This window comes from Sinorhizobium psoraleae, from assembly GCF_013283645.1.
GTDB lineage: Bacteria > Pseudomonadota > Alphaproteobacteria > Rhizobiales > Rhizobiaceae > Sinorhizobium > Sinorhizobium psoraleae.
This window is the reverse complement of the sequence record NZ_JABEKV010000001.1, coordinates 1,308,425-1,320,282: the sequence shown is the minus strand read 5'-3', so window position 1 is coordinate 1,320,282 and position 11,858 is coordinate 1,308,425. Positions and strand designations below refer to the sequence as shown.

Below are 11,858 nucleotides of genomic sequence, written 5' to 3'. Positions count from 1 at the left end.
CCGTGTCGCCATTTCTGCTGAAATGGTGATTCCCAGAATTTTTGATCCCGTCAAGCATTTCCGGTGAAAAACCGCGTAAATCGGCAAAAAACGCTTCTTCGCGGGTTTTTGCGCTGTTTATCAGCTTTCGCTCAACATGTAGGAGCGGCCTTTAAAAAGACAAGGGTCGCGGCGCTTCGCTGGTCACGGAGATCGATGTCACGGCATAATTCTCCTCCGAGAGTCGCGAGACCATTACCGCTGGACGGGTCACGGCGCCCCTTTACCGGGAGATTGAGATCCCAGTTCGGGCTAGCAGACTGACCAGCCGCCGCACCAATCCTCGTTCGCGTTCTCTACCAGTCCATCACCACCTTGCCGGAATTTCCGGAGCGCATCGCCTCGAACCCCTCGCGAAAATCGTCGATGCCGATCCGGTGGGTGATGACCGGCGAGAGATCCAGCCCGCCTTGGACGAAGGCGATCATCTTGTACCACGTCTCGAACATCTCGCGGCCGTAGATGCCCTTCAGGTTGAGCATCTTGAAGATGACCTTGTTCCAGTCGATCTCGAAGCCGGCCGGTGCAATGCCGAGGATGGCGATCTTGCCGCCGTTGTTCATCTTGTCGATCATGTCGCGGAACGCCGGCGCCGCGCCCGACATTTCAAGACCGACATCGAAGCCCTCGGTCATGCCGATCGATCGCATCACATCGGCGAGGTTTTCCTTGGAGGCATCGACGACATGGTCGATGCCGACCTTGCGGGCGAGCTCGAGGCGCGTCGGGTTGATGTCGGTGATCACCACCTTGCGTGCGCCAGACCGCTTGGCAACCATGGCACCCATGATGCCGATCGGCCCCGCTCCGGTGACGAGCACGTCCTCGCCGACGAGATCGAAGGAAAGCGCCGTGTGCACGGCATTGCCGAAGGGATCGAAGATCGCGGCGATCTCGTCCGGCACGTCGTCCGGGATCGAGACGACATTATATTCAGGGATGCAGACGAACTCGCCGAACGAGCCCGGACGATTAACGCCAACTCCAAGCGTATTGCGGCAGAGATGGCCCCTGCCCGCCCGGCAGTTGCGGCACTTGCCGCAAACGATGTGGCCTTCGCCCGATACGCGTTCGCCCACATGATGCTTGGTGACGGCGGAGCCGACCTCCGCGATTTCGCCCATGAACTCATGGCCGACGACCATCGGCACGGGAATCGTCTTCTGCGCCCATTGATCCCAGTTCCAGATATGAACGTCGGTGCCGCAGATCGCCGACTTCTTCACCCGGATCAACACATCGTTGGGGCCCACTTCCGGCACCGGCACCCGCTCCATCCAGAGCCCGACTTCCGGCCTCGTCTTGACCAGCGCCTTCATCATGTTCGTCATCGCAAGATCCTCCGCCCCTCACCCTAACTCGTCAAATCACGCCGAGATCGCGACCGACCTCTTCGAAGACCGCGATCGCACGCCGGACATCCTGCTCGCTGTGGGCGGCCGACATCTGGGTCCGGATCCGCGCCTGGCCCCGCGGCACCACCGGGAAGGAGAAGCCGATGACATAAACGCCCTTCTGAAGCATCCGGGCGGCCATCTCCTGGGCAAGCGTGGCGTCACCGAGCATGACGGGAATGATCGGGTGTCCTTCGCCGGCAAGCGTGAAGCCGAGCTTCGACATCTCCGCGCGGAAAAGCGCCGCGTTCGCATAAAGCCTTTCGCGCAGCTTATCGCCGTTCTCGATCAGATCGAAGACCTTGAGCGAGGCGGCGGCGATGACGGGGGCCAGCGTGTTGGAGAAAAGATAGGGACGCGAGCGCTGCCGCAGCCAATCGACGATTTCGGCCTTGGCCGAGGTGTAGCCGCCCGAGGCACCGCCGAGGGCCTTGCCGAGCGTGCCGGTGATGATATCGACCCTGCCCTCGACGCCGCAATGCTCGGCGGAGCCGCGTCCGTGCCTGCCGACGAAACCGACCGCATGGCTGTCATCGACCATGACCATCGCATCGTATTTCTCGGCGAGGTCGCACACGCCCTCAAGGTTGGCGATGATGCCGTCCATCGAGAAGACACCATCGGTGGCGATCAGCTTGAAGCGACTGCCTTCGGCCTTCTTCAACTCCTCCTCGAGCGCCGCCATGTCGTTGTTGGCGTAACGAAAGCGCTTCGCCTTGGAGAGGCGTACGCCGTCGATGATCGAGGCATGGTTCAGCGCATCTGAGATGACCGCGTCTTCCTCGCCAAGCAATGTCTCGAACAGGCCGCCATTGGCATCGAAGCAGGAGGAATAAAGAATCGTATCTTCCATTCCGAGGAAAGAGGAGATGCGCGCTTCGAGCTGCTTGTGCTCCTCCTGCGTACCGCAGATGAAGCGCACGGAGGCCATGCCGTAGCCGTAGCGATCGAGCGCCTGCTTGCCGGCCGTGGCAAGCTCTTCGTTGTCGGCAAGGCCGAGATAGTTGTTGGCGCAGAAGTTCAGCACGCGATCGCCGGACGCCACCTCGATTTCACCCGCCTGCTTCGAGGTGATGACGCGCTCGGATTTATAGAGGCCGGCCGATTTCAGGCCTTCGAGTTCAGAACGAAGATGGGACAGAAAGGCTGAGGTCATGGTTGGCCACTCTCGCTGTAAGAAGGACGTTTCAAGCCAAGGCACCGCGCCTTTCGCACATGCTGCGGTCACCCTCGCTCCTGGATCTGCGCACCGGCTCTGACGAAGGTCGATTTCGAACTTCGGAACGCTAGACGACTAGCACGGCGGGCCGTCTCCTGCAGCAATTTCCAACGCCTCAGGAAGGCCGGAACGCAGAGATCGATGAAAACGACAGGGGCTTTCACGCAGGGAGCCGCCTGCGGATACTTTCTGTCCGGCGGAGCGCCTCAGGCGACATTTTCATTCGCGAGATGCAGTGCGGGCGGCATCGTCCGAGGCTGCCTATCCGTCGAGATAGCCGTCGATGACGGCCAGGAATGCCTCGCCGTAGCGTTCGCGCTTGCTCTCGCCGATGCCGGGAATATCGAGGAGATCGTCGAAGTCGCGCGGACGCTGCTTGGCGAGCGCGATCAAGGTCGTGTCCGGGAAGACGACATAGGGCGGCACGTTCAATTCCTTGGCGATCGAGAACCGCTCGGCGCGCAGGCGTTCGAAAAGCTCGAGATCGGAGCCGGCGAGATCGGCTCTCTCGCGCCGCGCACCGGACTTCGCCGCTCGGGCGGCCTTGCCCGAGGTCGGCCTGTCTTTGCGGAAGAACACCTGGCGCTCGCGTTTGAACACTGCGCGCGCCTCCGGCTCGAGCTGGATCGCCCCGAAGGCGGATTGATCGACCCTGACGAGGCCTGCGGCGAGCAACTGCCGGAACACGGACTGCCACGTGCGTGCCGGCAGATCCTTGCCCGCTCCGAAGACCGGCATATCGACGTGGCCGAAGCGCTCAGTCTTCTCGTTGGTCGTTCCCATGAGCACATCGATGACGTGGCCCGCGCCGAAACGCTCGCCGGTCCGATAGACGGCGGCAAGGGCCTTGATCGCGGCCTCGGTACCATCCCAGGTCTCGACCGGCTTCAGGCAGGTGTCGCAGTGGCCGCAGCGGCCGGGGTGCACCTCGCCGAAATGCGCAAGGATCGCCTGCCGCCGGCAACCTGCCGTCTCGCAGATCGCAAGCAGCGCATTGAGCTTCGACCGCTCGATGCGCTTGATCTCCTCTGCCGCACCACCCTCGTCGATCATCCTCCGGCGCTGGATGACGTCGGCCATGCCGTAGGCCATCCAGACCTCGGACGGCAGCCCGTCACGACCCGCCCGTCCGGTCTCCTGGTAATAAGCCTCGACCGAGCCCGGCAGATCGAGATGAGCGACATAGCGCACATCCGGCTTGTCGATGCCCATGCCGAAAGCGACCGTCGCGACCAGGCAAAGATCCTCTTCCTTCAGAAAGGCATCCTGATGGGCGTCGCGCAGAGTGCGGTCCATGCCGGCATGATAGGGAAGCGCGCGCACGCCTTGTGCGTTCAGCCATTCCGCCGTGTCCTCGACCTTGGCGCGTGATAGGCAATAGACAATGCCGCTCGAGCCCTTGAAGCGGGAGAGAAAACGGAGCAACTGCTGGCGCGGCTGGTCGCGCTCGACGATCTCGTAGGCAATGTTCGGCCGGTCGAAGCTGGTCGTGAAGACCCTCGCTCCGGTGAGCGCCAATCGCTCGACGATGTCGTCGCGCGTATGCGGATCTGCGGTGGCGGTAAGCGCGATCCGCGGCACGCCGGGAAAGCGCGATGAGAGACAGTCAAGGCCCCGATATTCCGGCCGGAAGTCGTGTCCCCATTGCGAGACGCAGTGCGCTTCATCGATCGCGAAGAGCGCGATCTCCATATCACCGATCATCTCGGCGAAACCATCGGTGACGGCGCGCTCCGGCGTCACGTAAAGCAGGTCCAACGCGCCTGTCGAAAGTGCGCGCCGCACCGCGATCGCCTCGTCGCGCGTCAGAGAGGAATTGAGCGCGGCAGCACGAATGCCGAGCTGCTTCAGCGCCTCGACCTGGTCGCGCATCAAGGCGATCAACGGCGAGACGACGATGCCGACACCGCGGCGGCAATGCGCCGGAATCTGGAAGCAGACCGATTTGCCCGCCCCCGTCGGGAAGAGCACCACAGCATCACCGCCCGCAACCATATGCTCGACCACATCCTGCTGTTTGCCGCGGAAAGCGGAGTAACCGTAGACGCGCTTCAAGACATCAAGAGGATTGGCGACGCCTTCGCTTTCGAAGAGGCGTGCGGAGGTGGTGTCGTGGCGGTGAGGCATGGAATCGCTTTCGTCAGGCGCTGAGTATGGGGTTTGGTCAGGTGGGACGCAAATCGCCCGCGTTTGCGAGAAGAAAAGCTCTACCGCGCCGCCGGACCCTTCACCCGGCCGGAAAGCACGCCGAAGCCTTCGATGATGGCTTCCTGGTTCTCAAGCCGCGTCACTTCGAGCTGGACCTCCTGGAGCGTGCGCAGGAGTTGCGGCACCACTTCCATATCCCCCTCCTCGGTGGCATGAGCCAATTCACGCTCCAGTTCGCGACGTTGCCAATGGAGCGCTTTGCTGCGCCGGTGCAGGGCAAGCGCCTGAAGGTAGCCTTCGCGCGCATCTTCCGGCGCCGCCGCGGTCGTCGCAGTCCAGAGGCGCGTAAAACGGACCTGCTGGTCGAGCCCGCCGATCAGCGTCCCAAAACCCTCCGCCTCCAGTTGCTCAATGAGGGTTTCCCGCGTCAGTCGCGGCCCGTTTGCTGCTGCGGCATTCAGCACCGCCGCCCAGCAGCGCTGCAGATCGTGGTGGTCGAACTCGATGGTCGAGATCTCGTCGTACTCATCGAAGAGCAATTGCGGATGGTTGACGATGGTGAGCGCCAACACGCTTTCGCGCAATACTGGCGGTCGAACCGAGCGATCCGCCTTCAACAACTGGTTAAGCTTCGAACTGGCGGCAGTGCCGGCCTCGACGACGGCGCCCATAACAGGATCGGGAGCCGCTGTCCTTCTGCCACCCTGGCGTCCGCCCCGCTCGAACTGCCGCCGTTCGTACTTGAACGGCGCACTGCCCTGCAGAAAGGCATGCAGCCGATCGCGCATATCCTGGCCATAGTGCCGGCGCACGCTTTCGTCGACGACGACGGACGTCACCTGCCTCAGCCGTGCTTCGAGTTCGGCACGTTTTTCCGGCGTGTCGAACGCGCCGCCCTGGATCTCGCGCAGCCACACCATCTCCGCAAGCGAGCGGGCATTGCCAAGCACCTTGTCGAAAGGCTCGCGCCCGTCATGGCGCACCAGGTCGTCCGGGTCCTTGCCGTCCGGCAGCATGGCGAAGCGGACGGACCGTCCGGGCTTCAGATGCGGCAGCGCCAGATCGACGGCGCGATTGGCGGCACGAATGCCCGCGCCGTCGCCGTCGAAGCAGAGCACCGGCTGCGGCGTCATCTTCCAGAGAAGATCGAGCTGATTACCGGTGAGCGCGGTTCCGAGCGGCGCAACGGCATTCTCGATGCCTACCTGATGAAGCGCGATCACGTCCATATAGCCCTCGACGGCGATGATCGTTCCCGCCCCGTCCGCCCCCTGCGAAGCCCGCCTGGCGCGCGCGAAATTGAAGAGCACATTGCCCTTGTGGAAGAGCTCGGTCTCGTTCGAGTTCAGATATTTGGCCGGAGCGTCGGGCGACATGGCGCGGCCGCCGAAGGCGATTACCTTCTCGCGTGCCGAAAGGATCGGAAACATGATGCGGTCGCGGAAGCGATCGTAGGAGACCGGCACGTCGGGTCCATGGACCACCAGGCCGCAGGCCTCGATCTGCTCCTTGCCGACACCCTTGCCGGCGAGAAATTCCTTCAGCGCGTTGCGGCTGTCGGGCGCGAAGCCCAGGCGAAAGGTCTCGATGGTACGGCCGGTCAGCCCCCGCTCGCGCAGATAGGCCCGCGCCTTCGCGCCGTTCGCCGTCTGGAGCTGGTCCTGGAAGAACTGCGTCGCCATTTCCATGACATCGAGCAGGCTGGTGCGCTCCTTTTCGCGCCGCTCGGCCTGGGGATCGGGTTGCGGCATGGCGACACCGGCCATATCAGCGATCTGCTGCACGGCTTCGGGGAAGCTCAGTCCTTCAAGGTCGGTCAGGAAACGGAAATGGTCGCCGGAAACGCCGCAGCCGAAGCAATGATAGCGGCCCTTCCGGTCCTCACAGTGGAAGCTCGGCGACTTTTCACCATGGAACGGGCAGCAGGCCCAGTAGTCGCCACGCGAAACATTGGTCTTGCGCCGATCCCAGGTGACACGCTTGCCGATCACGTCCGAAATCGGAACGCGATCGCGTATCTCGTCAAGGAAGGACGGTGAAAGGCGCATGGATTCCCCTGGATCACGATGATCTTGGGTCGATTCGATCCAAAGTCATAACGTAATCGACTCTTCAAGAGTTAGAGGGGATGGGGGCGGAAAACAGCTCACCCGTCCCACTCTGGCCGATTTCCATATAAGCAGCACGGCCACAGGATGCCACAGCCGCAGCCCGCCTTGCCCGCTATTCACAGGTCAGTGAGGCGGGCTTGCCAAGGAATCGCGCCGATCGGCACCGCCGCGAAACGTTTCTGACACAGAATGCAACAGCAGTCCGCCCGACGAGGTCGAGCGGACCGAAGCTTACTTGAGCAGTTCTTTGACGAGGCCGGACGCCTTGGCGAAATCCATCTGGCCGGGATAGCGCTCCTTCAGCGCGTTCATGCACTTGCCCATGTCCCGAAGGCCGTGGGCGCCCGTCTCCTGGACGACGGCGGCGCAGGCCTGCTTCACCTTGTCCTCGGAAAGCTGTTCGGGCAGGAACTGATTGATGACAGCAATTTCCTGGCGTTCCTGCTCCGCGAGCTCGGGGCGTCCGCCCTCGTCATAAATGCGGGCGGATTCTTCGCGCTGTTTGATCATCTTGGCAAGGATCTGCATAATCTCGTCATCGCCGACCGGGTCCTTGCCCTGGCCGCGATTGGCAATGTCACGATCCTTGATCGCCGCCTGGATCAACCGGACGGTCGATGTGCGCCGCGTGTCCTTAGCTTTGAGTGCGTCTTTCAATGCGTTCGCGAGTTGGTCGCGCATGTCTTTACTCCATGTCGAAACCGGCCCGCGGTGCTTGTGCCCGGAACCGGCTCGATTACGTCGTTGTTGTCGTCGTCTTAAACCAGTGCGGCAGGTACAATCAAACGGATTACGCAACCAATTGAATTATAAGGAATTTTATTTCCTCACAATTCAAGGCGGCCGGTTGACCCGATCGACGCCTTTGGCTATTTTCCGGCACCTGCACGACATCGGCATGAAACCTTTTCTCGCGGGGTTCCCGCGCGCCATGCCGCATGCATTTGAAATGGCGATGAACCGACCGGCTTTCAAGCCGCGTTTTCCGCCGCAACGGGATAGGAACGATGACCGCGACACCCGCATGGACAACTCAAAAACCCACCGCCCTTCTCGTTCTGGCCGATGGTACCGTGATTGAAGGCAAGGGCATCGGCGCGACCGGCAAGGTTCAGGCCGAAGTCTGTTTCAACACGGCGCTGACCGGATACCAGGAGATCCTGACGGACCCTTCCTATCTCGGCCAGATCGTCACCTTCACTTTCCCGCATATCGGCAACATCGGCACCAATGACGAGGATATCGAAGACCTGACGCCCGCCGCCCGCCACGGTGCCGTCGGCGTGATCTTCAAGGCCGACATCACCGAACCGTCGAACTACCGCGCCGCCAAGCACCTCGACGCCTGGCTGAAGGCGCGCGGCATCATCGGCCTCTGCGGCATCGACACGCGCGCTCTGACCGCCTGGATCCGCGAAAACGGCATGCCGAACGCAGTCATCGCCCACGACCCCGCCGGCGTCTTCGACGTCGATGCGTTGAAGGCCGAGGCCAAGGCCTGGAGCGGCCTTGAAGGCCTCGACCTCGCCAAGGTCGCGACCTCCGGTCAGTCCTACCGCTGGAACGAAAAGCCCTGGGTCTGGGACGGGGGCTTTTCGACGCTCAGCGAAACCGACGCCGCCTATCACGTCGTGGCCCTCGACTATGGCGTCAAGCGCAACATCCTCCGGCTCTTTGCCGGCCTCAACTGCCGGGTCACGGTTCTGCCGGCTCAGTCAAGCGCCGAGGAAGTGCTCGCCCTCAATCCGGACGGCATCTTCCTCTCGAACGGCCCAGGCGACCCGGCCGCGACCGGCGAATACGCCGTACCGGTGATCCAGGACCTGCTGAAGACCGGCATTCCGGTCTTCGGCATCTGCCTGGGTCACCAGATGCTGGCGCTGGCGCTCGGCGCCAAGACCGAGAAGATGCATCAGGGGCACCACGGCGCCAACCATCCGGTCAAGGATCACACCACCGGTAAGGTCGAGATCGTCTCGATGAACCACGGCTTCGCAGTCGATTCGAAGTCCCTGCCGAAAGGTGTTGAAGAGACTCACATTTCGCTTTTCGATGGCAGCAACTGCGGCCTGCGCGTGACCGGCAAGCCCGTCTTCTCGGTCCAGCACCATCCGGAAGCCTCGCCGGGTCCGCAGGACAGCCACTATCTCTTCCGCCGCTTCCTCAACCTCGTGCGCGAGAAGAAGGGCGAACCGGCGCTTGCCGAACGCTGAGAAACACAATCCGCTTCTTAAAGGCCCGCTTCCGCGGGCCTTTATTTTTTCGACGTCTGCCGCAGCATCAAATGTCGCCGAACCGCGCCGCGATGAAATCGACGGCGGCACGCACGGACGGCAACTGCCCGCGCCGGTGCGGCATCAGGATCGTCGTTGTCACACGGCCCGCAGTCCACTCCGGCAGGATGCGTACGAGCGCGCCGCGGGCGATCTCGTTGCGGCAAAGCTTGCCGGGCGACGCAGTAATGCCGAGCCCCGCCACCGCAGCCTCTCGCAGGACATGCGATTCATCCGCCACGAAGCGCGGCTTCGGTGACACGGCGACAATCGTTCCGTCCGCATGCTCCAACGTCCACCCCGCCGATGCCAGCGATGTCAACAAGCCGTCGTGATGCTCGAGATCTTGAGGATTTTCGGGTGCGCTGCGCCGATCGAGATAGGCCGGCGACGCCACCAGCCAAATGGTTTCAGAAGCGACACGGCGCTGCACAAGGCCGGAATCCGGAAGTGGCGAGAAATGGTCGCGTACAGCGATGTCGAAGCCTTCCTGAATGAGGTCGACGAACCGGTCCGTCGCATGCATCACGACGCGGATCTTCGGATAGGCGACCGCCAATTGCGGCAGAAGCGGTGCGAGCGAGAGCTGTGTCGTCGGAACGGATGCCGTGATCCTGACCGTGCCGGTTGGCTCGGCAAGCCTGCCCTTGACCACGCTTTCGGCCGCTTCCGCTTCGATGAGCATTGCCGCCGCGTGACGATAGAAATCCTCTCCCGTTTCGGTCACCGAGAAACGGCGCGACGTGCGGTTGATGAGCCGAACGCCTAGGGCTTTTTCAAGTTCCGCCACACGCTTGCTAAGCGTGGATTTCGGTACGTTGAGCGCGCGAGCCGCCGGAGCGAAGCCCCCGTGATCCACAACGTGAACGAAGAGCATGAAGTCGTTGAGGTTCGCCATGGGCCCGATCTATCGTCCACATTCACAGATGATAAGTCCACATCTGCCCATCTAGCACAAGTTCGTCCACAAATGCATCTCTTCCTCATCGTTCATTCGAAACCAAGAGGAAGACATCTTGACCATCTATCAAGGAAAAAAGGCCGCCGTGATCGGCGGCACCCACGGCATGGGACTGGCGACGGTCGCACGGTTGCTCGATGGCGGCGCGGACGTGCTGCTGACCGGACGCAACGAAGGCAATATCGCAACGATCAGAGAGACGTTTGGCGCGCGCGTCCACGCCCTGCGCTCTGACATCGCCGATCTCAACGACATCGCGGTTCTCGGTGCGGCCGTTGGTCAGAAGCTCGGCACGATCGACCTTCTCCACATCAACGCCGGCATTTCGGAACTTGAGGCGTTCGACAAGGTAACCGAGGCCTCCTACGATCGTCAGTTCGCCATCAACACCAAAGGCGCGTTCTTCACTGTCCAGCGGCTGGCGCCGCTGATCCGCGACGGCGGTTCCATCGTCTTCACCTCATCGGTTGCCGACGAAGGCGGGTATCAGGGCATGAGCGTCTACAGCGCCACCAAGGCGGCGCTCGTCTCCTTCGCCTCCGTATTCGCTGCCGAGCTTTTGCCGCGCGGCATCCGCGTCAACACGGTCAGCCCAGGTTTCATCGACACACCGACAAAGGGTGCCGCGGGCCTTACGGATGCTGAACGCGCCGAATTCAAGGCGCTCGGCGACGCGGTGACGCCGATGAAACGCAACGGCACCGCCGACGAAGTGGCGCGCGCCGTGCTGTTCCTGGCCTTCGACGCCACCTTCACCACCGGCGCAAAGCTCGCCGTCGACGGTGGCCTTGGCCAGAAGCTGTCCACGCCAGCCTGACACTCGGGAGAAAGATCATGAGCAGGATTTCCGTTCTCGGCCTTGGCGCGATGGGTTCGGCGCTGGCGGCAACGCTCATTCGAAAGGGCCACGAGGTCACGATCTGGAACCGGACATTGTCACGGACCGAGCCGCTGGCCGCCATCGGTGCGACTGTTGCGGCGAGCCCCGCCGAGGCGGTCGCGGCCAGCGAGCTTGCGATCGTGTGCGTCCTCGACTACGCCGCCGCCCGTGCGGTTCTGGCGCCGGCGGGAGATGCGCTCCGTGGCCGCGATGTTGTCAATCTCACCAATGGCACGCCCGACGATGCGAAGAATCTCGCCGCATGGGTGGAGGCAAAGGGCGCGCGTTACCTCGACGGCGGCATCATGGCGATCCCGCCGATGATCGGCGAGGCCGGTGCCTTGATCCTCTACAGTGGCTCGGGTGCCCTTCTCGAAAAACATAAGGCAGCGCTCGGCGCGCTCGCTACCTGCCGTCTGCTCGGCGAGGACCCAGCCCTTGCGGCGCTCTATGACCTCGCGCTGCTTTCCGCAATGTACGGTCTCTTCTCAGGCTTCCTGCATGCCGGCGCGCTGGTGGCAAGCAGCGGCGGCAAGGTGGCCGACTTCCTGTCGCTCCTCCTGCCTTGGCTCGAAGCGATGAACGGCACCCTTCCCGACCTTGCCGAGAAGATCGACAGCGGCTTGCATAGCCGCAATGTCGTCTCCAACCTCGCCATGCAGACGATCGCTCTTGAGAACATCGTCAGAGCGAGCCAGGAGAGGCACATTTCGCCCGACTTCATCGAACCCATGCGACAGCTCGCCGCCGCTCGGGTCGATCGAGGTCATGGCGGCGACGATATCTCTGGCGTGGTCGAACTGATCCGGAAGCAAAAGTGAATCCGTTTTCAA

The 11,858-nt window shown here is 62.5% G+C and carries 9 protein-coding genes; 3 read left to right on the top strand and 6 right to left on the bottom strand.

Translation table 11 applies throughout. The features are described from left to right. Positions 1-335: 335 nt before the first annotated feature. From tdh to ILFOPFJJ_RS06065, 5 genes are all read right to left on the bottom strand, one after another. Complete coding sequence (tdh, locus tag ILFOPFJJ_RS06085) at positions 336-1,370, bottom strand: L-threonine 3-dehydrogenase (RefSeq protein ID WP_173509630.1); 1,035 nt, start codon at positions 1,368-1,370, stop codon at positions 336-338. 31 nt (positions 1,371-1,401) lie between these two features. Then, positions 1,402-2,589, bottom strand: a complete 1,188-nt coding sequence (locus ILFOPFJJ_RS06080; RefSeq protein ID WP_173509629.1) for a glycine C-acetyltransferase — start codon at positions 2,587-2,589, stop codon at positions 1,402-1,404. A gap of 324 nt (positions 2,590-2,913) precedes the next feature. Then, complete coding sequence (gene recQ / locus ILFOPFJJ_RS06075) at positions 2,914-4,779, bottom strand: DNA helicase RecQ (RefSeq protein WP_173509628.1); 1,866 nt, start codon at positions 4,777-4,779, stop codon at positions 2,914-2,916. A gap of 80 nt (positions 4,780-4,859) precedes the next feature. Next, positions 4,860-6,848: a DNA primase gene (gene dnaG, locus ILFOPFJJ_RS06070; RefSeq protein WP_173509627.1), complete on the bottom strand. Its 1,989-nt coding sequence runs from the start codon at positions 6,846-6,848 to the stop codon at positions 4,860-4,862. A 294-nt stretch (positions 6,849-7,142) separates the two neighbouring features. Beyond that, complete coding sequence (locus tag ILFOPFJJ_RS06065; RefSeq protein ID WP_173509626.1) at positions 7,143-7,592, bottom strand: GatB/YqeY domain-containing protein; 450 nt, start codon at positions 7,590-7,592, stop codon at positions 7,143-7,145. A gap of 326 nt (positions 7,593-7,918) precedes the next feature. Between ILFOPFJJ_RS06065 and carA the strand changes: the two genes are divergently transcribed. Then, positions 7,919-9,124, top strand: coding sequence for a glutamine-hydrolyzing carbamoyl-phosphate synthase small subunit (gene carA, locus ILFOPFJJ_RS06060; protein WP_173509625.1), 1,206 nt, complete (start codon positions 7,919-7,921; stop codon positions 9,122-9,124). A 67-nt stretch (positions 9,125-9,191) separates the two neighbouring features. Here the strand turns inward: carA and ILFOPFJJ_RS06055 are convergent, their stop codons facing one another. After that, positions 9,192-10,082 carry a LysR substrate-binding domain-containing protein gene (locus tag ILFOPFJJ_RS06055; protein ID WP_173509624.1) on the bottom strand — a complete coding sequence of 297 codons (891 nt, stop codon included), beginning with the start codon at positions 10,080-10,082 and terminating at the stop codon, positions 9,192-9,194. A gap of 118 nt (positions 10,083-10,200) precedes the next feature. On the opposite strand from ILFOPFJJ_RS06055, the gene ILFOPFJJ_RS06050 reads away from it, so the two are divergent. Further along, a complete protein-coding gene (locus ILFOPFJJ_RS06050) occupies positions 10,201-10,962 on the top strand; it encodes an SDR family oxidoreductase (protein WP_173509623.1) in 762 nt (253 codons plus the stop codon). Positions 10,963-10,979: 17 nt separating this feature from the next. Then, on the top strand, positions 10,980-11,846 hold the full coding sequence (locus ILFOPFJJ_RS06045) for an NAD(P)-dependent oxidoreductase (protein WP_173509622.1): 867 nt from the start codon (positions 10,980-10,982) through the stop codon (positions 11,844-11,846). Positions 11,847-11,858: the final 12 nt, after the last annotated feature.

Bases quoted from the DNA above. Each gene is read 5' to 3' on its own strand.
- tdh (WP_173509630.1), bottom strand. From the start codon at position 1,370: ATGACGAACATGATGAAGGCGCTGGTCAAGACGAGGCCGGAAGTCGGG.
- ILFOPFJJ_RS06080 (WP_173509629.1), bottom strand. From the start codon at position 2,589: ATGACCTCAGCCTTTCTGTCCCATCTTCGTTCTGAACTCGAAGGCCTG.
- recQ (WP_173509628.1), bottom strand. From the start codon at position 4,779: ATGCCTCACCGCCACGACACCACCTCCGCACGCCTCTTCGAAAGCGAA.
- dnaG (WP_173509627.1), bottom strand. From the start codon at position 6,848: ATGCGCCTTTCACCGTCCTTCCTTGACGAGATACGCGATCGCGTTCCG.
- ILFOPFJJ_RS06065 (WP_173509626.1), bottom strand. From the start codon at position 7,592: ATGCGCGACCAACTCGCGAACGCATTGAAAGACGCACTCAAAGCTAAG.
- carA (WP_173509625.1), top strand. From the start codon at position 7,919: ATGACCGCGACACCCGCATGGACAACTCAAAAACCCACCGCCCTTCTC.
- ILFOPFJJ_RS06055 (WP_173509624.1), bottom strand. From the start codon at position 10,082: ATGGCGAACCTCAACGACTTCATGCTCTTCGTTCACGTTGTGGATCAC.
- ILFOPFJJ_RS06045 (WP_173509622.1), top strand. From the start codon at position 10,980: ATGAGCAGGATTTCCGTTCTCGGCCTTGGCGCGATGGGTTCGGCGCTG.